The following is a 26,113-nucleotide window of genomic DNA, read 5'->3' as shown; positions in this document are numbered from 1 at the left end:
TTTCGTCAAGATGAGATTTGCCCCAGTCAACGACCGGACCGCTTACGACCTTGGAGAGGGTCGTCCAACGGCGCGTTGCTACCGTTACCTTCACACAAGTACGTATAGGAGCTCACAATGAAATCCCTGCTGGCGTCCCCGAATACCTCCGTGATCGTCACTGGTGGCGCGTCCGGCCTGGGCCTTGCCTCGGCCCGTGCGCTGGCGGCCGTTGGCCGCGGCGTAGCACTCTGGGACATTCAGGCCGAGAAAGCGCAATGCCAGGCCGCCGAAATCAGAAAGGAATTTGGCGTCGTCGCGGTTGGCATGGGTGTCGACTTGCGCGATCCGGCAGAACTCCCGGCTGCGTTGAGCACCACCCGCGCAGCGTTGCCGAAGATCGGTGGGTTACTGCACGCGGCTGGCACGGTTGATACCGGATCTTTGGACGGTATTACCCCTGAAACATGGGACGATGGCATTAACGTTCATCTACGCGCATTCGCGCTGCTGGTGCAGGCGCTACTGCCAGATTTCCGCAGGAATTCCAGCTCTGCGGTGGTCGGTATCGCGTCCATCAATGCCACCCTGGGCAATCACGTCAACCCCATCTACAGCGCGGCGAAGGGCGGCATGTTGTCCCTGATCCGCTCCCTTGCGGACGGACTTGGCCGTGACAATATCCGTATCAACGCAATTTCGCCGGGCCAGATCCTGACGCCAATGCTCCAACCTGCGGTAGATAGTCTTCCGGCGGGCACGTTCGAGCGCCGTATTCTCCTGTCCCGGTTGGGACGGCCCGAGGAAATCGGTCGCGTAGCACGTTTCCTTTTGTCGGACGAGGCCAGTTACATTACCGCGGCGGAAATCGTCGTGGACGGCGGCAACATCTCGTCGCAGCGTATGTGAGTCGACAGCGCCGTCGAATGCAAAGAGGGCTACGCAAACATGCCTTGCGGTAGCATCCGGTAGTAGATGGTGAGGAGATCCGGGCCACCATGTACGAGTTTGCCGACGAGGCCGCTGAAGAGCGGTCGCTCCCCGATACCGAATCGATCATTAATGAAACCAATCATGGCAAAAGGCGAGGCCAGGGAACGCATTCTGCTGGCAGCGGAAGATCTGATAGCTAAACACGGCGTGGACGGCGTATCGGTTCGCAGCATCAACGCTGCGGCTGGCGTCAGTGCCGGCATACTCCACTACCACTTTGGGGGACTGGACAACGTAGTGAGCGCGCTGCTGGAGCGCCACATGGTCCCGTTAATGTCGGAGCGCGTCCAGATGTACACGGCACTCCATTCCACGTCGCAAGTCACGGTTCGCGCAGTCGTAGAAATACTTGTCATGCCTCTCGCCAGGAAGATCATCGATCATGGTGAGGACGGCGCACGCTACGCTCGATTCATGGCGCGCCTGAATACCGACCGCGCTCCGGAAATTGCCAAAATTTTCGAAGAGGCGTTCGGCAAAAACGCGTCACATCTGATTGGGGATCTTCAGGATGTTTTGCCTGGCATCTCAAAGGAAGTGCTCAGGCTCCGACTAAGTTTTTGTGCTCACGCGATGCTTCAGAGCCTCGCCGAGCTAGCATGCGCTTCATCGGTAATACATCTTCGGGATGCGCATCAGCACAAGCTCCGCCAGTGGAGCCAGGTTGAAAGTCTGATCGAATTTCTATGCGGTGGAATGGCTGCGCCGACCAAGGCCGTGCCTCCCGCATCGGCTTCCTGATACTCATCATGTCGGTCGACGCTTCTTCTCGTGAGCCACTCCAAATGCCAGCGCATCGTAGACGATTTCTCTGGATCGCCACTTCAACCGCCATTGCAGCATTCGGCGCAGGCTTCGGCATCGTTCTTTCACGCTCGCGCGCGTCCCATGACACGGAGCGTCAGGTCGTGGCCATCTCGGGCGATGGAACGCACGGCCCAGTCAACATGATGTGGATCCCAGGCGGTAAGTTCATGATGGGTAGCGAGAGCAGGCTTGCTCAACCCAACGAGCGCCCCGCCCATCCCGTGCGAATCCATGGTTTCTGGATGGATCGGCATCATGTCACCAACGCGGAGTTCCGCCGCTTCGTCGAGGCAACCGGCTACGTTACCGTCGCCGAACGCAAGCCTGACTGGCAGACGCTGAGCGTGCAACTGCCGCCCGGAACCCCGCGGCCGGCCGACGCTGATTTGGTTCCCGGCGCGCTCGTCTTCGTCGGCACGCAGCGCCCCGTCAACCTTGAGGATTATTCGCAATGGTGGCGCTTTGTGCCAGGCGCGAACTGGCGCCATCCTCATGGTCCCGACACATCCATCCAGGGACTCGATGACCATCCCGTTGTGCAGGTCGCCTTCGACGATGTCCAAGCGTACGCAAAATGGGCGAACAAGCGCTTGCCGACGGAGGCCGAATGGGAATTCGCCGCACGCGGCGGCCTTACCCAAGCGACCTATGCATGGGGTGACGACTTCGCGCCGGATGGCCGGCAGATGGCCAATGTCTGGGAAGGTCAGCAGAAGCAGCCTTTCCCCGTGGTGAGCCCGAAGGCCGGCGGTGCTATCGGGACAAGTCCGGTCGGCACGTTCCCTGCGAATGCCTACGGTCTTTCCGACATGACGGGCAACGCATGGCAATGGGTTGCGGATTGGTATCGATCGGATGCCTTCGCTCGATTAGGCTCAGGCGTACCTGTTGACCCCAGGGGCCCGTCCGAGAGTTTTGATCCGGACGAACCGGGCATGCCCGCCGACGCACCCAGGCGCGTCATTCGCGGCGGATCGTTTTTGTGCAATGAGAGCTACTGCTTGAGCTATCGCCCAAGTGCTCGGCGCGGTTCCGATCCCTATACCGGCATGTCGCACTTGGGCTTTCGGCTCGTGTCCAACGCGCAGCCGCCTACGTCTTGAGCGATTCACCGAGCGCATCGAGCAGGAAACCGTTGCCATCTACTGGTTGCGTGTGCGAGGCGACAATTACTGATGCGTGCACCAAATAGTGCGTAGTGCGTTATATGGGCATGAAGACGAAAACTGACGTCCGAAAGTTGGACGGAGCCACGCAAGCTCACCTGAGAAGAATGGTGGTGGGGCGGTGAGAGGCGGAATGACTCAGAACGCGGCTCACACGTTCGGGGGAGTCTGCGAGCGATAAGCAACATGATAGCGGCCACAATCCGGTTCTTGCCGGATCGTGGCCGCCGCATCTCGGGAAACCCGCTGCTCGCTACGCCAATCAGAACACATGCCGAATGACCGCGCGCACGAGCATTTGCTTCGACGTGGACGACAGATCCTGCGCACCCGGGACATATGCCTGATCGAGCGACGATCCCGTGCTGTCACCGGCGACCTTCCGGAACACGCGCTGCAGGTACAGGGCCGTACGGCGGCATCGGCGGAAGGCAGGCGCGGAAACTGCCGGGCAAGCAGCCCGGCCAGTTGTGCATGAGACAGGCCGAGCAGCGCGAGTTCGTTGCGGCACGCGCGTGCCGCAACGAGGGCGCCGAACAGGCGGGCGTCGGGAGCGTCGGCGTGGGTCGCCGCGAGCAGCAGCGACTGCACCGCCCGTTCATGCGAGGACGGATCGGCGCGATCGAATGCGGTTTTCATCGTGCGCACCCGCGTGACAGCCGGGTGACACGGCCCGCGTGAACGTGCGGCGCAAACCGGATCGCGCGCGTCACGCGATCACTCGACGCCGACGATCACGCTCGATGCCTTGAAGATCGCGGACGCGGCCGTGCCGCTCGCGAGGCCCAGACGATCGACGCTGTCGTTGGTCACGATCGCGACGATCTCGGCGCCGCCGGCGGCCTTGATCACGACTTCCGAATTGACCGCGCCCTTCGCGACCGACGATACGGTGCCCGCGACGCAGTTGCGGGCCGACACCTTGCTGCTGTCGACGTCGACCATCACGATGACCGACGATGCCTTGACGAGCGCGAACGCCTTCGAGCCGGCCGCGAGGCCCAGCGAAGCCGCGCTGCCGTGGGTGATCACCGCGACGATATCGAGGCTGTCCTGCGTGCGGAGCGTGATTTCGTCGTTGACGGCACCGGGCTTGACGGCGCTGACCTGGCCGGCGAAATGGTTGCGGGCGCTGGTTCGCATGATGACTCTCCGAGTGGATGCCGCTGCCGGATCGGCAGCGGCAGATGAATGGAAGTGCATCGACCAGTTTACCGTCAACGCATGCGTCCGTCGTTCTCCGGATGCTATGGCGCGAATCAGGAAAACCCGCTGGCACAGCGCGTTTCGCCTGGTTCGCGTTATGTGGCGAAGGTGATAACGCCGCAGCGCTTACTCGCCGGCATCGGGTGTCGCGGCGGCACGCGTGGTGGCGGGACGGGCATCCGGTGCGGTCGCTGCGCTGTCGGGTTCCCATCCGCCACCAAGCGCGAGAAAGAGCCTCACCTGATCGGCCGCGACCTGTCCCTCGGCGGCCGCGACCTGCGCTTGCACGCTCGTCAGCGTGCGCGTCGCGTCGAGATCGGCGATGAACGATTCGCGGCCGGCCGCATAGAGACGATGCGTTTCGTCGGCGGAACTGCGTGCCGATTCGTAGGCCGTGCGCAACGCGTCGGTGCGCTGCACGTCGGCGGCATAGGTCGCGAGACTCGATTGCGTTTCGCGCAGCGCGTTCAGCACGATACCGTCGAAGTGCGCGAGCGCGCCGCCCGTCGCAGCCTCGGCTTCGCGTACACGTGCACGCTGGCCGTTGACGGGAAATGACCAGTTGATCAGCGGTCCGAACGACCAGCGATTGGTCGTGGACGAAAACAGGTCGGCGGCGACGCCGACCGAGCCGGCCGACGCGCCGATGCTGATCGACGGGTACAGCGCGGCGGTTGCCACGCCGATTCGCGCGGTCGCGGCGGCGAGCTGCCGCTCGGCTTCGCGAACGTCGGGGCGGCGGCGCAGCAGCGCGGCGCCGTCGCCGATCGGAATCGGCTGGCGCAGCTTCGGCAGGCGTTCGCATTCGGCGACGGCCTTCGGCAGGTCGGCCGGCGAGCGCGCGAGCAGCGCGGCGAGCTGGTACTGCGCGACCTTGCGGCGGCCTTCGAAGCGCGGGATATCGGCGGCGAGCGTGCGCACCTGCGTCACGCCGCGCGTCACGTCGGTCTGGTTGCCGCGCCCGGCATCGCGCAGCCGCTGCGACAGCGCGACGCGCTGCTTCTGCAGCGCGAGCGACTGCTTCGCGATCGCCAGCTCGTCGCCGGCCGAGCACGATTCGACATACGCGCGCACGACATCCGCAACGACCGTGATGCGCGCCAGGTCGCCGGCTGCCCTGACCGCGTCGCTGTCCGCGCGCGCGGCTTCGACGCCGCGCCGCAGCTTGCCGAACAGGTCGATCTCGTACGACACGTTGATGCCGACCGCGCCTTCGTTGACGACCGGCAGCTTGTGTTCGAGCAGGTATTGCTCGGCCGATTCCTGCGCGCGCTGTACGCCCGCCTCAGCACCGCCCGAGAACCCGCCCTGTTGATTCGCGACTTCCAGCGCCGCGCGCGAGCGCGCGAGGTTGGCCGCGGCGACGCGCAGGTCGGTGTTCGACTTCAGCGCGCTGCGCACGAGCTCGTTGAGCACGGGATCGTCGTAGAGCTGCCACCAGTTGCCGGGCACGGGGTCACGCGAGACGAGCATGCCATTCGCGTCGTCGAGTGCATGGTTCGCGAGCGGCGCATTCACGTACGCCTGCTGCGGCAGCGTGTAATCGGGGCCGACGGATTTGCACGCGCCGAGTGCGAGCGCGAGCGGCGCGAGCGCCGCTGCGAGGCGCAGAGCGTGCCGTTTCATTGCGACGCTCCCGCCGTGCTTGCGGCCGCACCGGAAGCCGTCGCTACCGGCGTGACTGCGGACGCCGCGCTGGCGGCTGCCGCCGACGCGCCGGCAGCCGGCTTCGCGTTGTCGTGACGGCGCGTGTTGGCGTCGCGCATCGAAACCGTCGCGGTGCGGCCCGCGATCATCCGGAAATCGTCGGGCACCTCGTCGAGCACGACGCGCACCGGCACGCGCTGCGCCAGCCGCACCCAACTGAATGCCGGGTTCACGTTCGGCAGCAGGTTCGCGCCTTGTGTGCGGTCGCGATCCTCGATCGCGGCGACGATGCTTTGCACATGGCCGCGCAGCGCATGCGGTTCACCCATCACGATGATGTCGACCGGCTGGCCGATATGGATGCCGCGCAGCTTGGTTTCCTCGAAGTAGCCGTCGACGCGAAACGAATTGCGGTCGACGACCGACAGCAACGCGCGGCCGGCCGGCACGTATTCGCCGACGCGCGGCGCGCGGTCGTTCAGGTAGCCGTCTACGGGACTGACGATCGTCGTGCGCTGCAGGTTCAGCTTCGCGGTATCGAGCGACACCTGCGCATCGGCGACGGCGGCTTCGCCCTGCTCGACGCGCGTGCGGCTTTCCTCGACCTGTTCGCTCGCGACGAGGTTGCCGAGCTGCAGGTTGCGCGCATATTCGCGCTTCGCCTGGGCGAGCGTCGCGCGGCGCTGCGCGAGCGTCGCTTCGGCGAGCCGTTCCGCGAGCGTGTAGCGGGCCTGGTCGATCACGAACAACACCTGGCCGCGCTTGACCTCCTGGTTGTCGGCGACCAGCACCGACGTGATGAGGCCCGACACGTCCGGCGCGACCTGGATCACGTCGGCGCGCACGTGCCCGTCGCGCGTCCACGGCGAGAACATGTAGTAGTTGATGATCCGCCACAGCACGAGGCCGGCCACGACGACGACGATCAGGGTGAGCAGGATTTGCCCTGCCGAGAGCCAGGATTTTTTCACGTTAGGTAGCCACGAGATGGTGGGAAACGATCACGACGGCGGCCAACACGAACACGTAGATGCCGAGGTCGAAGATCGAACGGTGCCAGACGAGGCGGTAGAAGCCGACGCGCTCGAGCACCGCGCGCACGACGATGTTGATCAGGTAGGCGATCAGCATCAGCACGAGCGGAGCCGGCACGAATACGCCGAAGATGTCGATTTCGCCGATCATGGTCGCGGTCGGAAAGACAGGTTGGAAAGCCGGATCATGCGCGTGCTCCGTCCGGTGCCTGCGGCGCTTGCGTGGCCGCGGCCGGATACAGCGACAGGCGCAGGCCGACGAGCGCGTGCAGCGTGTCGCGCAGCCGGCGGTGCGTCGCGGGCGTCGTGCCGCCGTCGGCCGGCGCGGCGCCCGGCAGGTTGCGGCCGGCCACGCGGTGCAGCGCGTCGTCGATTAACGCGAGCAGCGCCGGCGGCGCGGGCTGGCGTGCGTTCGCGGCCGCGCAGCGCGCGTAGTGGTCGGTGACGCCGGCCAGCACGCGGTCGATCGCGTCGGGCACGTCGCCCGACAGCCGGCGGCGCGAGCGGCGCAGGTCGAGCGCGTTCAGCGCGATGCGCAAGTCGCGGAAGCTTTCGATCGACGGGTGGCGATGGTCGTCGGATGCGCCCAGACGCGGCAGCAGTTGCGTGACGCGATCGAGCATCCGCGATGCGTGGTTGCGCTGGTCGTCGAGCGGCTGCGTCGATGCGGAGCGCACGACGTCCTCCCAGCCCGAGCGCAGCAGGCGCCGCACCGCGAGCTCCGCGCCGAACGGCCGCGTGGCACGCGTCCAAAGGTATGCGAACAGCAGGCCGGCCACGCCGGCGAGGTTGCTGTTCAGGAACACGAAGAAGTCGGCTTCGTAGGCGCTCTGGATGCTGATGAAGGTGGCCGTGTTCACCGCGACGAGCATCGTCACCATGTTGAACTGCGGGCGCGGCAGCAGCGTGCCGATCAGGATGAACGGGCCCGCGAACATCAGCACGAGCATCGCGAAGTCGTGCACGTGCGGCAGCACGACGAACAGGTACAGGCCCGCGAACACGACGCTCGCGGCCGTCGACAGGAAGAACTTGAACACCAGCGGCGCGGGCTCGTCGAGCGCGGCGAAGAAACTGCACGATACGGCCACGAGCGTGACGGCGGCCGCGCCGTCATGCCAGCCCGACGAGATCCACAGCCAGCACGCGAACACGATCGCGAGCACGACGGTCAGCGTCGAGAACAGCATCATCCCGCGATCGAAGAAGCGATCGGTGCCGCCGAGCCGCCAGTGCCGGTAGCGCGGCTGCCAGACGCCCGACTCGTTCGCGATCAGCGCGCGCAGCGAGCGGCAGTCCTGCCAGATGTCGACGACCTGGCGCAGCCGCCACAGCGCATTCGACAGCAGCGCGCCGTCCCAGCTCGTCAGTGCGCTGTCGGCGGGCTGCAGTGCGGCGATGCGTTCGCGCAGGTCGTCCGCGACCGGATCGTGGGCCATGTCGCCGTCGGAGCCGGACTTCACGGCCGGCAGCGGCGCGTCGAACCACTTCGCGGCGTCGGCCAGCAGCGCGTCGAGCGCGGGCGGGCGCACGTGCAGGTCGCGCATCAGCGCGATCAGCGGATCGGCGAGCGACGACATCAGCGGCAGGAACAACTGCATCCGGCCCGCGAGCGCCTGTGCGCGCGCGAGGATGCGCGGGTGCGCATGGTCGTAGCTCAACTGGCTCAGCAGGAATTCGAGCCCGTTGATCGTCATCGCGAGGCGCTGCCGGCACGCGGACAGCGCCTTGCCGGCGATGTGCCCGGACAGCGTCTCGCGGCCGTAGAACGCCGCGTCCTTGAACCACGCGTCGGTGCGCTCGATCAGCGTCGGCGCGAGCCGGTTCGGGAATACGGCGCTGCCGACCACGCTCGCGCACACGATGCCGAGCACGATTTCCTCGGTGCGCGCGGTCGCGACGTCGAATACCGTGGACGGATCGGTCACGGTCGGCAGTGCGATCAGCGGCATCGTGTAGCCGGCGAGCATGAACACGTAGCTGCGCGCGGTGCGATCGGAGATCGCGAGGTACAGCAGCGTGCCGCACCAGGTGGCGACGATGATCGCGAACAGCAGCGGCGTTTCGACGAACGGCGGCACGAAGAAGATCGCGGCGGCCGCGCCGAGCGCGGTGCCGAGCGCGCGATACAGCGCCTTCGAGCGCGTCGCGCCGACGAACGGGTTCGACACGATGTAGACGCTCGCCATCGCCCAGTACGGGCGCGGCAACTGGAAATACAGGCCGAGGTACAGCGCCAGCATCGACGCGGCGAACGTCTTGCCCGAGAACAGCCAGTCGCGAAGGCTCGGGTAGGTCATGACGCGGAATCGGCAGCGTGGGGCGGGTGCGGCGCGGGCTGCGCCGCATCGGACGCGTTGAATGCGTTCAGCACGCGCAGCGTCGTTTCGAGATCGGCGCGCGTGACGCCCTTGAGCACCTGCGCGCGCAGCACGCGCAGGTCTTCCTCCATCTTCGCGGTGACCGCGCGTCCGGCGGCGGTCAGCGAGATCGTTTTCGCGCGGCGGTCGTGCGGATCCTCGTTGCGGCGCGCGAGGCCGGCCGCGCACAGTTGGTCGAGCAGGCGCACGAGCGACGGCCCCTCGATGCCGACGTGTTCGGCGAGCGTGCCCTGCCGCACGCCTTCGCCGAGGCGGCCGGCGATCAGCAGCGGCGTCGCGCAGGCCTCGGATACGTTGTACGCGGTCAGCACGCCATCGCTGGTGCGGCGCCACTTGCGCGCGGACAGCACGAGCAGGCTGCTGACGGCGAGACGGAGATCGTGCAGATTGGTCATGGGCGAGATGATAGGGGCAAAAACATTCGATAGCAAACTATCGGTTTTTCACCCGGATGTCACGGGCGCCGGCACGGCAGGGCTGCAGCAGCCAATGTAGGCGTCGGAGCCGCGATTGGTCAAGGCGATCGGCGGCGCGGCGCCCCGGGTGCTGTCCGGGGCCGGCGCAGGCGGCATTGCGCGCAGGCGGGCGCCACCGAAAACGCAACCGAAGCGACTCCGGCGTGCAACCGGGCCGGTGGTCGCGTGGCTGAGCCGCTGCGCATTCATCTGACCTATGCGGCCGGTGACAAGCGACCGGTTGAGCCTGTCGCGCCGCACGGGCGACCCGGAACGAAGCCCGGCGCGCCGCCGCGACTTCGCGAATGCGGAATTCCCGGTTCGCCGAATACAAATTGCGGGTTCAGTCGGGCTCCAACACACTCGCATGCAATGCGGAGCATGGCGGCCGCGGCGCGGCTCGCGCGGTGACTCCGCGCGGCTCGGGAAGGAACGGCGCGGGCGTCTGTCGCGACGCGCCCATGCGGGAGGACACCAGGATGGATTTGCGTTACACCGCGGTGGAGCGGGCGTTTCGTGACGAAGTGCGCGCGTTCGTCGATGCGAAGCTGCCGAACGACATACGCGACAAGGTGCTCGACCATCGGCGCGTCGAGAAGGACGACTACGTGCGCTGGCACCGGATTCTGCACGCGCAGGGCTGGGGCGCGCCGACCTGGCCGAGGGTGCTCGGCGGTACGGGCTGGAACGCGCTGCAGCGGTTGATCTTCGAAATCGAGACGCTGCAGGCCGGCGCGCCGCGCATGCTGCCGTTCGGCCTGACGATGATCGGACCGGTGCTGATGAAGTATGCGACGCCCGGGATGCAGGCGCGCTTCCTGCCGCGCATCCCGACGCTCGAGGATTTCTGGTGCCAGGGCTATTCGGAGCCGGGCTCCGGCAGCGACCTCGCGTCGTTGAAGACGCGCGCGGTCCGGCGCGGCGACACGTACGTCGTCACCGGCCAGAAAACCTGGACGACGATGGCGCACTTCGCGGACTGGATCTTCTGCCTCGTGCGGACCGATCCGGAGGCGAAGGCGCAGGAAGGCATCTCGTTGCTGCTGATCGACATGAAGGCGCCCGGCGTGACGGTGCGGCCGATCGTGACGCTCGACGGCGGACACGACGTCAACGAGACGTGGTTCGAAGACGTCGAGGTGCCGGTCGAGAATCGGGTCGGCGACGAGAACCGCGGCTGGACCTATGCGAAATACCTGCTCGGCCACGAACGCACGGGCATTGCGGGCATCGGTCATTGCCATCGCGAGCTGCGGCGGCTCAGGCACTACGCCGAACGGACGCCGGACGGCGGCGGCGGCAGGCTGATCGACGACGTGCGGATGCGTGACAAGATCGCCCGCGTCGAAATGGACGTGATGGCGCTGGAAATGCTGTTGCTGCGCGTCGCGACGCAAGACGGCGGCACGGGTCCGGGCCCGGCGGCGTCGATCGTGAAGATTCGCGGCTCGGAGATACAGCAGGACATCGCGATGCTGCAGCAGGAAGTCGCGGGGCCGGATAGCTGGCCGTATTCGCCGCTGTGGCTGGAGGCGGGCGCGACGCAGCCGGTCGCGGGACCGGACTGGGCGGCCCCGGCCGCGTCGACTTACTTCGACATGCGCAAGACGTCGATCTACGGCGGCACGACCGAAGTGCAGAAAAACATCATCGCGAAGACGATCCTCGGCTTCTAGGGAGCGGGCATGGACTTTACCTATAGCGAAGAGCAGCAGATGATCGCCGACAGCCTGCGCCGGTTCATCGACAGCGAATACACGTTCGAACGCCGGCGCAAGCGCTCGCGGCAAGGCGGGGCGTTCGATCGCGCGATCTGGTCCGCGTTCGCGGAACTGGGCGTGCTCGGCTTGACGATCGATGCCGAATACGGCGGCTTCGGCGAAGGGGCGGCAAGCCGCCTCGTCGTGCAGCGCGAACTGGGCCGCGGGCTGGTGGTCGAGCCGGTCGTGCCGTGCGCGGCGGTGGCGGCCGCGACGCTCGGCGCCTACGGCAGCGCCGGGCAGAAGGCGGCGTGGCTCGGCGGCATCGCGAGCGGCGAGAAGATCGTGTCGGTCGCGTATCTCGAAGCGCAGTCGCGCTACCGCACGGAGGCGGTGCGCGCGAGCGCGGAGCGCAGCGGCAGCGGCTACGTGCTGAACGGCGTGAAGTCGCTGGTGTGGCATGGCGAGGTGGCCGACGCGCTGCTGGTGACGGCACGCATCGGCGGATCGAATGACGTGGGCCTGTTCATCGTGCCGCGCGACGCAGCGGGCGTCGCGTTGACCGGCTATCCGACGATGGACGGCCTGCGTGCCGCCGATCTGACGCTCGATGGCGTCGTGGCGGGCGGCGACACGCTGATCGACGGCGGGCTGCGCGCGCTCCAGCACGGGCTCGATCACGGCGTCGCGGCGCTCTGCGCGGAAGCTGCCGGCGCGATGGAGCGCCTGATCGAGATGACCGCCGAGTATCTGCGCACGCGCCGGCAGTTCGGCAAGCCGCTCGGCGCGTTCCAGGCGCTGCAGCACCGGATGGCGGACATGCTCGTGCAAAAGGAGCTCGCGTTGTCGATGGCCTACGTCGCGGCGCAGGCGCTCGACGAAGCCGACGACGCGCGACGCACGCGGATGCTGTCGGCCGCGAAGGTGACGATCGCGAAAGCAGGTCGCCTCGTCGGCCAGCAGGCCGTGCAGTTGTACGGCGGGATGGGGATGACCGACGCGCTCGACGTCGGCGACTACTTCAAGCGCCTGACGATGTTCGACCCGCTGTTCGGCGACAGCGATTACCACATCGCGCGCTATTGCGGCGCGATGGCGCCGTGAGCGAGCGACGGCCCTCCGGGCCGGATTGCACCGCGCGCGCGCAAGGCGTCGCCGAGCCCGGGGCGTCGCGCCTGACGCTCGCGGTCGATTGGCCGCCCGGGGCCGACGCAACCGCGCGCCGCGAGGCCGGCCCGCTGCGGCTCTACAACCTGCGGCTGCCGTTCCGCTTGCAGATGATTGCGCGGCGCGGGCGGCACCGGCTCGCGGGCGAACGGCGCAGCGGCGTGCTCGCGCAGGGCGATACGGTGGTTGTCGATCGCTATCGCACGGTGCATTACGAAGGCGCGACGGCGATCGATCCGCGCACGGGATACGAGCTGCATCTGCTGATCCACGACGAGCGGCCGCTCGCGCATCGCGCGCAGGCCGGCGCAACGCCGGGCGTCGCCGCGTGTTGTCCGCTCGCGGCGTGCGTCGCCGATGCGGTGTTTCGCGAACCGGCCCGCGCGTGGTCGGTCGCGCGGGCGGCCGAGCACCTGCAGATGAACGCGCGCCGCTTGCAGACGCTGCTGTTTCGCGAAAGCGCCGCATTGACGGCGATCGTGCGCGAGCAGCGCCTGATGCGCGCGTTGCTGGTCTTGCTTGCACAATCGTCCGCGCGCGGCGATCTGGCGCAGTTGGCCGACCAGGTCGGATTCGCGTCCGCGTCGTGCCTCGACAACGCGTTCGACGCGCATTTCGGCGCGAGTGCGTCCCGGATCGCGCGGCTGGCGTGGTGTCCGGCGCTGACCTGGTCGATCGCCGGAACGGGCGGTGCATCCGGTGGCCCGTCGGGCGACGCGGCCGCGGCGCGATTCCTGATGTCGTGACGACGTCGCCGGACTGTCGCGCCGCGGCCCGAACTCGGTACTGTTCCCGACTTCGCCAATCACAAATTCCGTCTTTACCGAATACAAATTGCGCCGCCATACCGGCTCCAACACACTGGCATCCATCGCAGCGGCATCTGCCGCCTGCCCTGGTTGACTGCATTGCACAAGGAATTCCGCGAGATGCCACTGGACCGCTATCCGGCGCAACGAATCAGCGACATTCCCCGCTACTGGGCGAGCCGGACTCCCGACAACGTGGCGGTGTTCGAGGACGCGCGGATCGTCACCTTCGCCGCGTTGTGGGCGAACGTCGAAGCGGCGCAGCGCTACCTGCGTTCGCAAGGCGTCGGCACCGGCGATCGCGTGCTGGTTGCCGCCGAGAACTGTCTCGCGGTCGTCACGCTGCTGTTCGCGCTGTCGGAACTCGGCGCATGGCCGGCGATCGTCAACGCGCGGCTGTCGGAGCGCGAAATGGACGTGATCCGCGCGCATTGCCGGCCGCGGCTGATGCTGTTCACCCATGCAGCGTCGCCGGACGCGCTGCGGCATGGCGTGCGCTGCCATGCGCGCGAGATCGCGCCGCCGGGCCTCGGTCCGCTGATGGCGAGCGCCGTCGACGAGACGAGCGAACGCGAGCAGGACGCGCTCGCGCGCGACGTCGCCGCATTGATCTACACGTCCGGGACAACCGGCCAGCCGAAGGGCGTGATGGTCACGCACCGCGGCCTGTTGCACTTCGCGCGCGTATCGGCGGAGTCGCGCAACATGCAGCCCGACGACTGCGCGTACGCGGTGATGCCGATGTCGCACATCTTCGGTCTCGCGACACTGTTGCTGGCGACATTCCAGGCCGGCGCGAGCTTGTATCTGTGCCCGCGCTTCAACGCGGCCGACGTCTGCGCGGCGCTCGGGCGCGAGGCGATCTCGATCCTGCAGGGCGTGCCGACGATGTTCAACCGGATCGCCGCGCACGTGCGCAACAGCGGCTGCGCGATTGCGTCGCCGCGATTGCGCTATCTGTACACGGGCGGCGGTCCGCTCGATCCGACGCTCAAGCAGGACGTCGAGGCGCTGTTCGGCCTGCCGCTGCATCACGGTTACGGGATGACCGAATATGCCGGGTCGCTGTTCATCACGCGGATGGACCGGCCGCGCAACGACTGTTCGTCGGGCGAGATCGTCGATGGCGCGGAACTGCGCATCGTCGGGCCGGACGGCGCGGCCGTGCGCGACGGCGAGCCGGGCGAGCTGTGGGTGCGCGGCCCGGGCGTGATGCGCGGCTACTACCGCGCGCCCGAACTGACCGCCGACGCATTTCGCCCGGACGGCTGGCTCAACACGGGCGATATCGGCCGTCTCGGGGCGGACGGCGCGCTGTTCATCGTCGGCCGCACCAAGGATCTGATCATCCGCTCGGGCTTCAACGTGTATCCGATCGAGGTCGAATCGGTGATCAACACGTTTCCGTCGGTGCGTCAGTCGGCGGTCGTCGGCCGTCCGTCGGCGGACGGCAACGAGGAAGTGATCGCGTTCGTCGAACTGAACGAAGGACAGGCATTCGACGCGCCGATGCTGCAGGAGTACCTGGCCGAGCGCCTGTCGCCGTACAAGCGCCCCGGGAGGATCGTGCGCGTCGCGGCGATTCCGACCACCGCCAGCGGCAAGCTGCTCAAGCAACAACTGCGGGCCATGCTCGCGGATCTGAAGTAGCGGCGCTCACCTCGCCGCATCCCGGCGCTTGCAGGGGCCGCGCCGTCGGGCGCGTTCGGTCTGCAAGCGCCGCCACATCGCGCGCGCGACGCGTCGGAGGAGACATGAGACACGCTGCAGGACGCGGCCGACTGGCGGCCGCCGCCGTGATGCTGGGATGGGCCGCGCTCGCGCAGGCGGCGGAGTGGCGGATCGGCGTCGAGCTGCCGCTGACCGGCACGCTCGCGCAGGCGGGCACCGAAATGTATCGCGGCATCCAGGTCGCGGCCGACATCTACAACCGGCAGCATCCGCAGGACAGGATTTCGCTGATCGCGATCGACGACGAGTCGAATCCCGCGAAAGCGGTTGCCGCCGTCGAGAAACTCGCGTCGCAGAACGTGGTGGCGATCGCGGGCGCGGCGAACTCGAATTGCGCGGGGCCGGCATCCGAGGCCGCGAACAAGGCGGGGCTCGTCTACGTGACGTCCGGCGGCACCAGCGACGATCTGGTGCGGCGCGGCCTGAAGACGTTCTTTCGCGTCAGCAACACGCAGGGCTATACGAAGGGGATGCAGGGGCTCTTCGCGGCACTCGGCGTGAAGTCGGTCGCGATCGTCTATTCGACGAAGGACGCGACCAGCGATCTCGCGAAGCGGCTCGATGCGGCGCTGAAGGCGGGCGGCATCGCGACGACGCTGCATGCGTTCGATCCGTCGACGAGCGACTTCAAGCCGATCCTGAGCAAGGTCAAATTGCAGGACAGGCCGGACGCGATGGCGATGATCGGCTACGAGAACGATTACGTCGGCATCCTGCGCGCGGCGCGCGTGCTCAAGCCGAACCTGAAGGCGATCGCCGCGCCGTGGGCGTTCGCGAGCCCGCGGGTCGCCGCGTCGTTTCCCGACCTCGTGCCGAACGTCTATGGCGCGACCGTGCTAGCGTCGCCGCCGGACCTCCGCTCGGCCGAGCAGCGCGATTTCGCCGACACGTACCGGCGCCTGTTCAAGACCGAATCGAACTACCAGTCACAGACGTCGTTCGTCTATGCGCAACTGCTGTTCGGCGCGATCGCGCGCGCCCGGAAGGACGGTACGCTCGCGAAGGGCGGCCTGGCGGACGCGCTGCGCAAGACCGCCGCGAACGATACGTTCATCGGCCCGGTCGGCTTCGACGCGAACGGCGACAACCCGGCCTACGTCGCGAACATGGGCCAGTTCGGCCGCGACGGCAGGTTGTCGGTGGTCTGGCCGGCCGCTCGCGCGACCGCGAAGCCGCAGTTCCCCGGCGTGCCCTGGTAAGCGGTTTGCGCCGGCTTCACGCAGGGCAACGACATCGCCTCGACGCGATGCCGGTTGAAACATGACAGGAGACGAGCATGTCAGGTTTGGACAGGAAGGCGCGCGCGCCGCGCGGACGGTGGCGGCACGCCATGCCGGCGTTGCTGATCGCCGCGCTCGCGGTCGCGCGGCTCGCTTGCGCGGGCGAACTGCCGGTGGGCGTCGAATTGCCGCTGACGGGGGCGATGGCGCGCGCGGGCAACGCGCAGCTCGAGGGCATCCGGATCGCGGCGTCGCTGTTCAACCAGCGCGGCGGCAAGCACACGGTGAAGCTCAGCGTGATCGACGACGAGGCGCAGCCGGCGAAGGCCGTGTCCGCGGTCGAGCAGCTTGCATCGCAGCGGGTGCTCGCGATCACGGGCGGCTACGGGTCGAACCTCGTGAGCCCGGCGTCGGAAGCCGCCGACAAGGCGGGGCTCGTCTACATCACGTCGGGCGGCGTCGATGCGGGGATGACGTCGCGCGGGCTCAAGCGCTTCTTCCGCCTCGGCCCGGTGTCGGGTTACGTGCGTGCGATCGCCGGGCTGCTCGGCGAGATGGGCGCGAAGTCGGTGTCGATCGTCGCGTCGACGAAGCAGGCGCCCGCCGATCTCGCGCGGAGCCTGTCCGTCGCGCTGGCCGCGCAGGGCGTCAAGGTGACCGCGCATCCGTACGATGCGGCGATGACGGATTTCAAGCCGATCGTCAACAAGATCAAGCTGCAGGACCGTCCGGACGTGATGCTGATGGTCGGCTACGAGAACGACTACATCGGCATCCTGCGCGCGGCGAAGGTGTTGAAGCCGTCGCTCAAGGCGGTGGTGGGTGCGTGGGCGCTCGCGACGCCGAAGATGGCGAGCGAATTCCCCGATCTCGTCGACAACGTGTACGGCAATGCGATGCTGCCGTATCCGGTGCAGTTCGCGTCGCCGGAAGGCCGCGCGTTCGTCGCCGCGTATCAGCGCGCATATCGCAAGGAGCCGGACTACCTGGCCGAATTTGCGTACGTGCAGTCGATGCTGCTGTTCGACGCACTGGCGCGCGCGGCCGACAAGGGCGCGCTGACGGCCGACGGCGTCGCCGGCGAGCTGCGCAACCGTCCGTTCGACACGCTGATCGGCAGCGTCCGCTTCGACGACCGTGGCGACAATCCGGCATTCGTCAACAACATGGCACAGATCCAGGGCGGGAAGCTCGCGATCGTCTGGCCGAAAGCGCGCGCGACCGGCTCGTCGCGGTATCCGGCGTTGCCGTGGTGACGGCACGCGTGAGCAGGCCGCGCGCCGCGTCGCGCCGCACGGCCCTCGGAGGTGGGACATGATCGATCTGATAGCGCAGTCGGTGTATTCGGGCCTGCTGACGGGCGGCGGCTACGCGCTCGTCGCACTCGGACTCGCCCTGGTGTTCGGCGCGATGCGCGTGATCAACATGGCGCACGGCGAGCTCGTGCTGCTCGCCGCATACATCGCGTACACGTTCGAGACGCGCACCGGCATCAACCCGATGTTCGCGATTCCCGTGGCGATTCCGGTGGTGTGCGCGGCCGCGGCGATCGCGTGGTACCTGGTGAGCCGCATCAAGCGCGACCGCGAGCTGAACTCGCTGATCCTCACCTACGGGATCGGCATCGTGATGACCAACGCGGTGCTGCTGATCTGGGCCGCCGACGTGCGCTCGACGGGTTCCGCCTGGATGCAGGACAGCGTTGCGCTCGCCGGCCTGCCCGACGTGATGAGCATGCGCAGCGAACTGCTCGCGTTCGCGATCAGCGTCGTGCTGATGGCGGGCCTGTGGTGGTGGCTGTCGCGCTCGTGGTACGGCCGCGCGGTGCGTGCGATTTCGAGCAATCGCGCGGCCGCCGCGCTGATGGGCATCGACCCGCATCGGACCGAGCTGGCCGCGTTTCTCGTCGCCGGCGTGCTGGCGTCGTGCGCCGGCGTCGCAATCTATGCGAGCAGTTCGATCCAGCCGTCGATCGGCGAGGCATTGACCGTGAAGGCGTTCATCATCACCGTGCTGGCCGGCATCGGCTCGATCCCGGGCGTGCTGCTCGCCGCACTGCTGCTCGGCATCGTCGAGGCGCTGACCGTCACGCTGTACAGTTCGGCACTGCAGCAGATGGCCGGCATGGTGCTGTTCCTGATCGTGCTGTACGTGCTGCCGAACGGGCTGTTCGGCGTGGCGAGGAGACGAGGATGACACGCAATGCCTGTGTGACGGCGCTGCTGCTGGCGCTCTACGCCGGCGTGCCGCTGGCCGCCGGACGCAATCCGTACTTGATGAGTCTGGCGGTCGCGACGCTGACGATCGCCGCGCTCGCGCTCGCGTGGTCGCTGCTCGGCAATCTCGGCGGCATGGTGAGTTTCGGACACAACGCATTCTTCGGCGTGGGGTCCTATCTGACCGCCGTACTGACGCTGAAGGCCGGCTGGCCGGTGTTTCCCGCGATGCTCGCGGGCGGCGTCGGCGCAGTCGCGGCGTCGCTCGCGATGCTGCCCGCGCTGCGCCTGAAGGGGCCGTATTTCGCGCTCGCGATTCTCGCGTATGCGGAGATCTTCCGGATCCTGACGACGGAGTGGTCGGGCGTGACGGGCGGCGCGGGCGGCCTGTCGAGCATCCCGGCGTTCCCCGTCGCGATGGGTGTCGATTTCGGCACGAAGACGGGCGCGTACTGGCTGATCCTGTCGCTCGTCTGCGCGTTCACGCTCGTGTATGCGAAGTTGCGCGGCAGTCACGTCGGGCTGGCGTTGCGCGCGATGCACGAATCGGAGGACGCGACGCGCGTCGTCGGCGTCAACAGCGTGATGCTGAAGCTGTCGATGCTGATGCTGTCTGCGCTGATGACAGGCCTCGTCGGCGCGTTCAACACGCATTACATCAACTTCATCGAGCCCGACTACGCGTTCGGCGCGTCGTGGGCGGTGATGCCGATCATCGCCGCGATGTTCGGCGGCTACCGGACGCTGTCCGGGCCGCTGCTCGGCGCGGTCGCGGTGTATCTCGTCGATCAACTCGTGCTGAAGGCGCTGCTGCCGACGGGCCATCAGATCGTGCTCGGCATGTTGCTGGTCGCGACGATCATCGTCAGTCCGTCCGGATTGTCCGCGCTCGCGGCGCGGCGTTTCCAGCGAGGTGCGTATGCGGCGAACTGACGAGGCGGCCACACTCGAACTGTCGCACGTGACCGTCCGTTTCGGCGGGGTCACGGCCGTCAACGACGTGTCGCTGACGCTCGGTACGCGCGACGTGGTCGGGCTCGTGGGGCCGAACGGCGCGGGCAAGACGACGCTGTTCAACGCGATCTCGGGGCTCGTGCGGCCGACGCAGGGCGCGATTCGCTTCGCCGGCACGGACATGCTGCGCATGCCGCTGCATCGGCGCGCACGCAGCGGCATCGGCCGCACGTTTCAGGTGCCGCAGCCGATGCACGAGCTGACCGTGCGCGAGAACCTCGTCGTCGCGCAGCGCTTCGGCGCGGGCGCCGTCGATGCCGCGCGGATCGACGAGATCCTGTCGTTCCTCGGCCTGGCGGACAAGGCGCAGCGCAATGCGGCGACCGAGCTTGCGCTGACCGAACTGAAGGCGCTCGAAGTGGGCAAGGCGCTCGCGACGCAGCCGAAGCTGCTGCTGCTCGACGAAGTGCTGGGCGGGCTCGAAACCTCGACCAAGCGGCGTTTCATGCAGACGCTGCTGGACGTGCACGAACGGTTCGGCGTCGGCATCCTGCTGATCGAGCACGACATCGAGACGGTGATGAACCTGTGCCGCCGCGTCTGCGTGCTCAACGACGGACGGCTGATCGCCGACGGCGCGCCCGGCGAAGTGTTCCGCGATCCGGAGGTCGTCCGCAGCTATACGGGAGAAGCGATCGATGCTTGACGTCCAGGGGCTGCGCGCCGGCTACGGCGCGATCAACGTGTTGTGGGACGTGTCGCTCGCGGCGAAGCGCGGCGAGGTGACGACGATCGTCGGGCCGAACGGCGCGGGCAAGAGCACGCTGTTGCGCGCGATCATGGGCATGCTGCCGCTGCAGCGCGGACAGGTGAGCTTCGACGGCGAGCCGCTGATGGGCGTGCCGGTGTGGCAACTGCCGGCGCGCGGGATCGCGATGGTGCCGGAAGGGCGAATGATCTTCCGCGAGATGTCGATCGAGGAGAACCTGATGCTCGGCGCGTTTCCGAAGGCGCTGCGGCACGGCGCCCGCGCGCGGCTCGACGAGGTGTATGCGCTGTTCCCGGTATTGAAGGCGCGGCGCGCGCTGCCGGCGGGCACGCTGTCCGGCGGCCAGGCGCAGATGCTCGCGCTCGGGCGCGGGCTGATGTCGTCGCCGGATCTGATCCTGATCGACGAGCCGTCGCTCGGACTCGCGCCGGTGATGGTCAGGGAAGTGTTCGAGATCCTCGCGAGATTGAAGGCAGACGGGCGCACGATCGTGCTCGTCGAACAGAATACGCAGCTTGCGCTGCGTCTCGCGGATCAGGTGTATCTGATGCAGGGCGGCAAGGTGGTGTTGTCGTCGCGGGCCGAGCACGTCAGCCTGGACGCGCTGCACGACCTGTATTTCGCGCGCTGACGCCGGGGCGGGCTCAGTCCTGCCGGCCGAGCCCGTCCTCGACCAGCAGGTCGACGAGCTTGCGCGCGAACAGCGGCAGCGCGCCGAGATCCGCGACGCAGATCTGCAGCTTGCGCTCGGCCCAGTCGTCGTCGAGCTTCACGATGCGCAGCGCCATCGTCTTCGCGTGGCGGCGCGCGGTGCCTTCGGGCAGCACGCCGACGCCGACGTTCGCCTCGATCATCCGGCACGCGGCTTCGAAGTTGCTGACCTGGATGCGCCAGTGCAGCGTGCGCTGCATGTCGGCGGCCGCGCGCTTCAGGAAATTGTGGATCGCGCTCGCCTCGGGCAGGCCGACGAAATCGTGGTCGAGCGTGGCGACGAACGGCGTGGACTTCAGGTTCGCGAGCGGATGGCTGAGCGCGGTCGCGAGCACCAGGCGGTCGCGCCGGTACGGCATCACTTCGAGTCCGTCGGTGTGCACGTTGCCCGCGACGATGCCGATGTCGACGACACCTTCCTGCACCGCGCGCACGATGTCGGGACTCAGCCGTTCGTGCATGTCGATCGTCACGTCCGGATGGTTGACGAGATAGGTGCGCAGCACGGCCGGCAGGAACTCGCTCATCGCGGTGGTGTTCGCGAACACGCGCACGTGGCCCTTCACGCCCGACGCATATTCCTGCAGGTCGCCGGAGAGCTGTTCGAGCTGGCGCAGCACGCGGCGCGCGTGCGCGAGCAGCGTCTCGCCCGGCGCGGTGACCTTCACGCCCTGGCTCGTGCGGCTCAACAGCTTCACGCCCAACTGTTCCTCGAGATTCTTGATGCGCGTGCTGGCTGCGGGAAGGGACAGATGTGCGCGCTCGGCGCCGCGCGTCAGGCTGTTCGCTTCGGCGATATGCGTGAAGAGGTTGAGATCGACCAGATCGAAGCGCATGACGATATGCCCGCTCGGGATGGAGTGGTCGATTATCGCGCGTCGCCGCGGCGCGAGCCATTAGCGGAACTACGGGCGGGCGCGACAGCGAAAGCCGATGCGCGGGCGCATGGGTTAACGCGAGACGAATCCCGGATTCGGGAGATGCAAATTGTCGAGCGCGCGGGCATGCGTCAAGCTGCCTCCAGGTGATCGAGAAGAACGGGACAAGGAGCGGGACGTATGGCGGAGCAACGGACGATGGACGGCAAGGTCGTGGTCGTGACGGGGTCGGGCGGCGGCATCGGCCGCGACATCGCGCTGCTGATGGCGACGCATGGCGCGAAGGTCGTGATCAACGACGTCGGCGCGTCGCTGGAAGGCGCGGGGCACGACGCCGGTCCCGCGCAGCAGGTCGTCGACGAGATCGACGCCATCGGCGGCGAAGCGGCGGCGAACACGGACAGCGTCGCCGATCCGGCCGGCGCGGCGCGCATCGTGCAGCAGGCGCTCGACGTGTTCGGGCGCATCGATTGCGTGGTGAACAACGCGGGCATCCTGCGCGACCGCTACTTCCACAAGATGAGCGTCGACGAATGGGACGCGGTGCTGAAGGTGCACCTGTACGGCAGCTACCATGTGTCGCGCGCGGCGGCCGACCACTTCAAGGTGCAGCGCGGCGGCGCGTACGTGCACATGACGTCGACGTCCGGCCTGATCGGCAATCTCGCGCAGGCGAACTACAGCGCGGCGAAGCTCGGCATCGCCGGCCTGTCGAAATCGATCGCGCTCGATCTGCAGAAATTCGGCGTGCGCTCGAACTGCATCGCGCCGTTCGCGTGGAGCCGCATGATCAGCGCGATCCGGATCGATTCGCCCGAGCAGGAAGCGCGCGTCGCGAAGATCAGGCAGATGACGCCTGCGAAAATCGCGCCGCTCGCGGTGTATCTCGCGAGCGACGCCGCGCAGGCGGTCAACGGCCAGATCTTCGCGGTGCGCAACAACGAGATCTTCGTGATGAGCCAGCCGCGTCCGGTGCGCTCCGTGCATCGCGGCGATGGCTGGACGCCGGAATCGATCGCCGAGCATGCGATGCCGGCGCTGCGCGCGGGCTTCCATTCGCTCGACGTGTCGGCCGACGTATTCAGTTGGGATCCCGTATGACTACGCGCGACACGCACGCCGTCGACGCGATTGCCGGGTGCGCACGATGACGGCCGCCCCGATGCCGATCGAGCGCCTGAACGCGCAGCTCGAGCGCCTGCAAGCGCACCCGTTCCATGCCGCGCGGCTGCCGCGCCGCGTATCGAGTCTCGACGAATTCGCCGCACGCGTGCCGACGATGACGCGGGCCGACCTCGTTGCCGAAATGTCGCAGCCCGGCTACGGCGCATTCAGGCCGCACGTGCCGCCGGTGCGCGTGAACCTGACGCCGATGGGCGCGTCGCTCGTGCCGATCCTGCACAGCGCGGCGGACCTGCGCGCGATCGAGGCGGCGTGCGGCCGCCATCTCGACGCGTGCGGGATCGGTCCCGGCGACGTTTGCCTGGTGACGTTCGGCTATCACCTGTTCGTCGCCGGATTGTTCTACCAGAGCCAGATGGAAGCGCGCGGCGTCGCGTGCATCCCGCACGGCCCCGGCGAAACCGGGCGCGCCGCCGACATCGCGCGCCGCTGTGGCGTCACGGTGCTCGCGGCGAATCCGTCGCATGCGCTCAAGCTGATCGACGCGGGATGCCCGGCGCCGCGCGTGTTCTTCGCGGGCGGCGAGGCGTTCACCAGCAACGCGGACGTCTATCGGCGCGTGCGCGACGCGATGCCCGATACGCTGCTGGTCGACAGCTACTCGCTATCCGAATGCCTGCCGGTGGCGCGCACCTTTCCGGGTGGCAGCGGCATGCACGTGATGGACGAGCTGCTGCATGCCGAAGTCGTCGATCCCGAAACCGGCGAGCCGTTGCCGGAAGGCACGCGCGGCGAGCTCGTGCTCACGCATCTGTCGAAGGAGCTGCAGCCGCTCGTTCGCTACCGCACCGGCGACCTGACCGTGCTCGAGACGACGCCGCCGGTTCACGGCCGCACCGTCTCGCTGCCGCGCAGCGTGTTCGGGCGCACCGATTCGATGGTGAAGGCGAAGGGCGTGAAGGTGTATCCGTCGGAATTGCGCCGGCTGCTCGATGGCGTCGAAGGCGCGACGGGGCGCTATCGGCTGGTCGTGACGCGCAACGCGAACGGTGGCGATCATCTGACGTTCCGGATCGAGCGCCGCGTGGGCCACGGCGATGATGCTTCGCTCGTCGACGCGCTTGGCGCGCGCTTCCGGCAGCAGACCCTGATCCGCGCGGACGCGATCGAATGCGTCGCGGCGCTCGACGGGGACGCGATCGTCCAGGACTTGAGGAGCGGGACATGACAGAACCGATTCGTCCGGCGCCGTGGCGCTTCGTGACCGGCCGGCGCAGCTACGCCGATTTCTCGATCTCGGTGTCGCCCGCGATCGAGCGCGCCGTCGCGGAGCGCACGGCCGCGCCGACCGTCTATCTGAACGTGTTCGACAGCGACAGCATCACGATCGGCGTCAACGAGGATCCGCATCAAGTGCTGGACCTGGATTTCTGCCACAGCCGCGGCGTGACCGCGCTGCGCCGCACGAACGGCGGCGGCGCGATCTATGCGGGCCGCGGGTCCGCGTTTCTCGCGCTGTATCTGCCGCTCGATGCGCCGCACGTGCCGCCGACCGCGGCCGACGCGTTCCCGGTCGTGCTCGGCCACGTGGCCGACAGCCTGCGCGAACGGTTCGGCCTCGCCGCCGCGTACCGGCCGCTCAACGACGTCGAGATGGACGGCCGCAAGCTGGTCGCGACATCGGTGAAGATCGAGGACGGCGTGCTGACGTTCCGCATCCTGCTGAACGTGACGGAGATCGATACGGATATCGCCGCGTGCGCGTTGCCGATGCCGCCCGAGAAGGTGCGCGACAAGAAGCACAAGGATCTCGGGTCGCGCTACACGTTTCTCGAACGCGAACTCGGGCGTGGCGTGACGCACGATGAGCTGGTGCACTGGGCGCAGGACGTGACGCGGCGCGCATTCGGCGACGTCGTGCTGCAGCCGGGCGAGCTGGTCGCACGCGAGGTCGAACTCGCGGCCGGCTACGCGAGCCGGCTGGCGAGCGATGCATGGTTCACCGGGAAAAGCGAGGCGGTGCGTTATGCGCCGTTGATGCGCGAGGGCGACCGCATCGGGCGCGGCCGCGAAAAGGCGCCGGCCGGGATGATCTGGCTGAGCGTGCTGGTGCGCGACAATACGATCGTGCGTGCGATCGTCAACGGCGACTGGCATCCGCGCCCGATCCGCTCGATCGAATGGCTCGAGGACGGCTTCGCCGGGCTGCCGGCCGAACGCAGTGCGTGCGAGCGCCATATCGAGGCGTTTCTTGCGCGCGGCGACGTCGAATTCGCCGGCTTGGAGGCTAGCCATCTGACGACGGCGCTCGAACGCGCGCTCGCGACGCTCGCCGATCCTTCGACCTGACCGGAGCGGCACCCGTGAACGAAGAGCCGACTTTGCGCGTGGACGTCGCCGACGGCATCGCGACCTTGATCCTCAATCGTGCGCAACAGAAGAACGCGCTGAATGCGCCGATGCGCGCCGCGTTGCGCGACGCGGTCCATGCGATCCGCGCCGACCGGTCGGTGCGCGCGGTCGTGCTGCGCGGCGCGGGCGACGATTTCTGCTCGGGCGGCGACCTGCGCGCGATGAACGTGGCGGACGCGCAGGCGGGACGCGACCGGATCGACGATCTGCACGGATGGATCGGCATGCTGCTCGATCTGGACCGGCCGGTGGTTGCGGCGGTCGATGGCGTCGCGTATGGCGCGGGCTTCAGCCTCGCGCTGCTGGCGGATTTCGTCGTTGCGTCGCCGCGCGCGCGCTTCTGCATGCCGTTCATGAAGGTTGGCCTGGTGCCGGATTGCGGCGCGTTCTACACGCTGCCGCGCGTGGTCGGGATGCCGCGCGCGAAGGACCTCGTGTTCAGTGCGCGCGAGATCGGTGCGGAGGAGGCGCGGCAGCTCGGTGCCGTGTTCGAGATCGTGCCGCATGACGCGCTGCACGCGCGCGCCCGGCAGCTCGCGGCGAGCCTGGCCGGCGCGTCGCCGGTCGCGTTCGGCCTCGCGAAGCGCGCGCTCAATCAATCGCATGCGAGCGATCTGCGCGCGATGCTCGAGATGGAGGCGCTCGCGCAGGGGATCGCGTTCACGACCGACTACCACCGCGAAGCCGTGCGGCGCTTCACGGCAAAACAGCCGCCGCTGTTCAACTGGCCCGCGCAGCCCGACGCCTGAACGCACG

Annotated in this window: 25 protein-coding genes; 17 read left to right on the top strand and 8 right to left on the bottom strand. The window is 67.8% G+C overall.

What is annotated here, in order from left to right; genetic code table 11:
- Positions 1-117: 117 nt before the first annotated feature.
- From JYG32_RS37660 to JYG32_RS37650, 3 genes are all read left to right on the top strand, one after another.
- Entirely contained in the window at positions 118-888 is a 771-nt protein-coding gene (locus JYG32_RS37660) for an SDR family NAD(P)-dependent oxidoreductase (protein WP_174380729.1), read from the top strand.
- A gap of 153 nt (positions 889-1,041) precedes the next feature.
- Entirely contained in the window at positions 1,042-1,713 is a 672-nt protein-coding gene (locus tag JYG32_RS37655) for a TetR/AcrR family transcriptional regulator (RefSeq protein ID WP_174380730.1), read from the top strand.
- Positions 1,714-1,721: 8 nt separating this feature from the next.
- Positions 1,722-2,882 carry a formylglycine-generating enzyme family protein gene (locus tag JYG32_RS37650; protein WP_249744918.1) on the top strand — a complete coding sequence of 387 codons (1,161 nt, stop codon included), beginning with the start codon at positions 1,722-1,724 and terminating at the stop codon, positions 2,880-2,882.
- Between the two features lie 213 nt (positions 2,883-3,095).
- Here the strand turns inward: JYG32_RS37650 and JYG32_RS39385 are convergent, their stop codons facing one another.
- The 7 genes from JYG32_RS39385 to JYG32_RS37615 form a co-directional block, all read right to left on the bottom strand.
- The gene (locus tag JYG32_RS39385) at positions 3,096-3,584 is read right to left on the bottom strand and encodes a hypothetical protein (protein WP_249744917.1); all 489 of its coding nucleotides are present in this window, start codon (positions 3,582-3,584) and stop codon (positions 3,096-3,098) included.
- A 78-nt stretch (positions 3,585-3,662) separates the two neighbouring features.
- Complete coding sequence (locus tag JYG32_RS37640; RefSeq protein WP_213267781.1) at positions 3,663-4,088, bottom strand: TOBE domain-containing protein; 426 nt, start codon at positions 4,086-4,088, stop codon at positions 3,663-3,665.
- A 189-nt stretch (positions 4,089-4,277) separates the two neighbouring features.
- Positions 4,278-5,777 carry an efflux transporter outer membrane subunit gene (locus JYG32_RS37635; protein WP_213267780.1) on the bottom strand — a complete coding sequence of 500 codons (1,500 nt, stop codon included), beginning with the start codon at positions 5,775-5,777 and terminating at the stop codon, positions 4,278-4,280.
- Positions 5,774-6,769, bottom strand: a complete 996-nt coding sequence (locus JYG32_RS37630) for an efflux RND transporter periplasmic adaptor subunit (RefSeq protein ID WP_213267779.1) — start codon at positions 6,767-6,769, stop codon at positions 5,774-5,776. The genes JYG32_RS37635 and JYG32_RS37630 overlap by 4 nt, the downstream gene beginning before the upstream one ends.
- 1 nt (position 6,770) lies before the next feature.
- Positions 6,771-6,983 carry a DUF1656 domain-containing protein gene (locus tag JYG32_RS37625; protein ID WP_039369242.1) on the bottom strand — a complete coding sequence of 71 codons (213 nt, stop codon included), beginning with the start codon at positions 6,981-6,983 and terminating at the stop codon, positions 6,771-6,773.
- A gap of 34 nt (positions 6,984-7,017) precedes the next feature.
- Positions 7,018-9,132: an FUSC family protein gene (locus JYG32_RS37620; protein WP_213267778.1), complete on the bottom strand. Its 2,115-nt coding sequence runs from the start codon at positions 9,130-9,132 to the stop codon at positions 7,018-7,020.
- Positions 9,129-9,608, bottom strand: coding sequence for a MarR family winged helix-turn-helix transcriptional regulator (locus JYG32_RS37615; RefSeq protein WP_174384155.1), 480 nt, complete (start codon positions 9,606-9,608; stop codon positions 9,129-9,131). Before JYG32_RS37615 ends, JYG32_RS37620 begins: the two co-directional genes overlap by 4 nt.
- A gap of 539 nt (positions 9,609-10,147) precedes the next feature.
- Between JYG32_RS37615 and JYG32_RS37610 the strand changes: the two genes are divergently transcribed.
- From JYG32_RS37610 to JYG32_RS37565, 10 genes are all read left to right on the top strand, one after another.
- Entirely contained in the window at positions 10,148-11,344 is a 1,197-nt protein-coding gene (locus JYG32_RS37610; RefSeq protein WP_213267777.1) for an acyl-CoA dehydrogenase family protein, read from the top strand.
- Between the two features lie 9 nt (positions 11,345-11,353).
- Positions 11,354-12,472, top strand: coding sequence for an acyl-CoA dehydrogenase family protein (locus JYG32_RS37605; protein ID WP_213267776.1), 1,119 nt, complete (start codon positions 11,354-11,356; stop codon positions 12,470-12,472).
- Positions 12,469-13,281, top strand: a complete 813-nt coding sequence (locus JYG32_RS37600; RefSeq protein ID WP_213267775.1) for a hypothetical protein — start codon at positions 12,469-12,471, stop codon at positions 13,279-13,281. The genes JYG32_RS37605 and JYG32_RS37600 overlap by 4 nt, the downstream gene beginning before the upstream one ends.
- A 183-nt stretch (positions 13,282-13,464) precedes the next feature.
- Entirely contained in the window at positions 13,465-14,994 is a 1,530-nt protein-coding gene (locus JYG32_RS37595) for a class I adenylate-forming enzyme family protein (protein ID WP_213267774.1), read from the top strand.
- Positions 14,995-15,098: 104 nt separating this feature from the next.
- Positions 15,099-16,274 (top strand): ABC transporter substrate-binding protein, encoded by a 1,176-nt coding sequence (locus JYG32_RS37590; RefSeq protein ID WP_213267773.1) that lies wholly within the window; start codon positions 15,099-15,101, stop codon positions 16,272-16,274.
- Positions 16,275-16,351: 77 nt separating this feature from the next.
- A complete protein-coding gene (locus tag JYG32_RS37585; RefSeq protein ID WP_213267772.1) occupies positions 16,352-17,551 on the top strand; it encodes an ABC transporter substrate-binding protein in 1,200 nt (399 codons plus the stop codon).
- Between the two features lie 58 nt (positions 17,552-17,609).
- A complete protein-coding gene (locus JYG32_RS37580) occupies positions 17,610-18,491 on the top strand; it encodes a branched-chain amino acid ABC transporter permease (protein ID WP_213267771.1) in 882 nt (293 codons plus the stop codon).
- Positions 18,488-19,444, top strand: a complete 957-nt coding sequence (locus JYG32_RS37575) for a branched-chain amino acid ABC transporter permease (RefSeq protein WP_213267770.1) — start codon at positions 18,488-18,490, stop codon at positions 19,442-19,444. Before JYG32_RS37580 ends, JYG32_RS37575 begins: the two co-directional genes overlap by 4 nt.
- Entirely contained in the window at positions 19,431-20,171 is a 741-nt protein-coding gene (locus JYG32_RS37570) for an ABC transporter ATP-binding protein (RefSeq protein WP_213267769.1), read from the top strand. Before JYG32_RS37575 ends, JYG32_RS37570 begins: the two co-directional genes overlap by 14 nt.
- Positions 20,164-20,865 (top strand): ABC transporter ATP-binding protein, encoded by a 702-nt coding sequence (locus JYG32_RS37565; RefSeq protein ID WP_213267768.1) that lies wholly within the window; start codon positions 20,164-20,166, stop codon positions 20,863-20,865. The genes JYG32_RS37570 and JYG32_RS37565 overlap by 8 nt, the downstream gene beginning before the upstream one ends.
- 13 nt (positions 20,866-20,878) lie before the next feature.
- Here JYG32_RS37565 and JYG32_RS37560 read toward each other — a convergent pair whose 3' ends face one another.
- The gene (locus JYG32_RS37560; protein WP_213267767.1) at positions 20,879-21,781 is read right to left on the bottom strand and encodes a LysR substrate-binding domain-containing protein; all 903 of its coding nucleotides are present in this window, start codon (positions 21,779-21,781) and stop codon (positions 20,879-20,881) included.
- Positions 21,782-22,003: 222 nt separating this feature from the next.
- On the opposite strand from JYG32_RS37560, the gene JYG32_RS37555 reads away from it, so the two are divergent.
- Genes JYG32_RS37555 through JYG32_RS37540 form a run of 4 tightly spaced genes read left to right on the top strand, consistent with a single transcriptional unit; the run spans position 22,004 to position 26,106 of the window.
- A complete protein-coding gene (locus JYG32_RS37555; protein ID WP_213267766.1) occupies positions 22,004-22,924 on the top strand; it encodes an SDR family oxidoreductase in 921 nt (306 codons plus the stop codon).
- Positions 22,925-22,970: 46 nt separating this feature from the next.
- Positions 22,971-24,173, top strand: a complete 1,203-nt coding sequence (locus JYG32_RS37550; RefSeq protein ID WP_213267765.1) for a phenylacetate--CoA ligase family protein — start codon at positions 22,971-22,973, stop codon at positions 24,171-24,173.
- Positions 24,170-25,294 carry a lipoate--protein ligase family protein gene (locus JYG32_RS37545; RefSeq protein ID WP_213267764.1) on the top strand — a complete coding sequence of 375 codons (1,125 nt, stop codon included), beginning with the start codon at positions 24,170-24,172 and terminating at the stop codon, positions 25,292-25,294. Before JYG32_RS37550 ends, JYG32_RS37545 begins: the two co-directional genes overlap by 4 nt.
- Positions 25,295-25,308: 14 nt before the next feature.
- Positions 25,309-26,106 (top strand): enoyl-CoA hydratase/isomerase family protein, encoded by a 798-nt coding sequence (locus JYG32_RS37540; RefSeq protein WP_213267763.1) that lies wholly within the window; start codon positions 25,309-25,311, stop codon positions 26,104-26,106.
- Positions 26,107-26,113: the final 7 nt, after the last annotated feature.

It is taken from the genome of Burkholderia pyrrocinia (assembly GCF_018417535.1).
Taxonomy (GTDB): domain Bacteria; phylum Pseudomonadota; class Gammaproteobacteria; order Burkholderiales; family Burkholderiaceae; genus Burkholderia; species Burkholderia pyrrocinia_E.
Note: the sequence above shows the minus strand (reverse complement) of the source record. Positions and strands in the feature narration are given on the sequence as shown.

Bases quoted from the DNA above. Each gene is read 5' to 3' on its own strand.
- JYG32_RS37580 (WP_213267771.1), top strand. From the start codon at position 17,610: ATGATCGATCTGATAGCGCAGTCGGTGTATTCGGGCCTGCTGACGGGC.
- JYG32_RS37660 (WP_174380729.1), top strand. From the start codon at position 118: ATGAAATCCCTGCTGGCGTCCCCGAATACCTCCGTGATCGTCACTGGT.
- JYG32_RS37610 (WP_213267777.1), top strand. From the start codon at position 10,148: ATGGATTTGCGTTACACCGCGGTGGAGCGGGCGTTTCGTGACGAAGTG.
- JYG32_RS37560 (WP_213267767.1), bottom strand. From the start codon at position 21,781: ATGCGCTTCGATCTGGTCGATCTCAACCTCTTCACGCATATCGCCGAA.
- JYG32_RS37545 (WP_213267764.1), top strand. From the start codon at position 24,170: ATGACAGAACCGATTCGTCCGGCGCCGTGGCGCTTCGTGACCGGCCGG.
- JYG32_RS37565 (WP_213267768.1), top strand. From the start codon at position 20,164: ATGCTTGACGTCCAGGGGCTGCGCGCCGGCTACGGCGCGATCAACGTG.
- JYG32_RS37595 (WP_213267774.1), top strand. From the start codon at position 13,465: ATGCCACTGGACCGCTATCCGGCGCAACGAATCAGCGACATTCCCCGC.
- JYG32_RS37590 (WP_213267773.1), top strand. From the start codon at position 15,099: ATGAGACACGCTGCAGGACGCGGCCGACTGGCGGCCGCCGCCGTGATG.
- JYG32_RS37570 (WP_213267769.1), top strand. From the start codon at position 19,431: ATGCGGCGAACTGACGAGGCGGCCACACTCGAACTGTCGCACGTGACC.
- JYG32_RS39385 (WP_249744917.1), bottom strand. From the start codon at position 3,584: ATGAAAACCGCATTCGATCGCGCCGATCCGTCCTCGCATGAACGGGCG.
- JYG32_RS37550 (WP_213267765.1), top strand. From the start codon at position 22,971: ATGACGGCCGCCCCGATGCCGATCGAGCGCCTGAACGCGCAGCTCGAG.
- JYG32_RS37555 (WP_213267766.1), top strand. From the start codon at position 22,004: ATGGCGGAGCAACGGACGATGGACGGCAAGGTCGTGGTCGTGACGGGG.
- JYG32_RS37635 (WP_213267780.1), bottom strand. From the start codon at position 5,777: ATGAAACGGCACGCTCTGCGCCTCGCAGCGGCGCTCGCGCCGCTCGCG.
- JYG32_RS37640 (WP_213267781.1), bottom strand. From the start codon at position 4,088: ATGCGAACCAGCGCCCGCAACCATTTCGCCGGCCAGGTCAGCGCCGTC.
- JYG32_RS37605 (WP_213267776.1), top strand. From the start codon at position 11,354: ATGGACTTTACCTATAGCGAAGAGCAGCAGATGATCGCCGACAGCCTG.
- JYG32_RS37615 (WP_174384155.1), bottom strand. From the start codon at position 9,608: ATGACCAATCTGCACGATCTCCGTCTCGCCGTCAGCAGCCTGCTCGTG.
- JYG32_RS37625 (WP_039369242.1), bottom strand. From the start codon at position 6,983: ATGATCGGCGAAATCGACATCTTCGGCGTATTCGTGCCGGCTCCGCTC.
- JYG32_RS37585 (WP_213267772.1), top strand. From the start codon at position 16,352: ATGTCAGGTTTGGACAGGAAGGCGCGCGCGCCGCGCGGACGGTGGCGG.
- JYG32_RS37575 (WP_213267770.1), top strand. From the start codon at position 18,488: ATGACACGCAATGCCTGTGTGACGGCGCTGCTGCTGGCGCTCTACGCC.
- JYG32_RS37655 (WP_174380730.1), top strand. From the start codon at position 1,042: ATGAAACCAATCATGGCAAAAGGCGAGGCCAGGGAACGCATTCTGCTG.
- JYG32_RS37620 (WP_213267778.1), bottom strand. From the start codon at position 9,132: ATGACCTACCCGAGCCTTCGCGACTGGCTGTTCTCGGGCAAGACGTTC.
- JYG32_RS37650 (WP_249744918.1), top strand. From the start codon at position 1,722: ATGTCGGTCGACGCTTCTTCTCGTGAGCCACTCCAAATGCCAGCGCAT.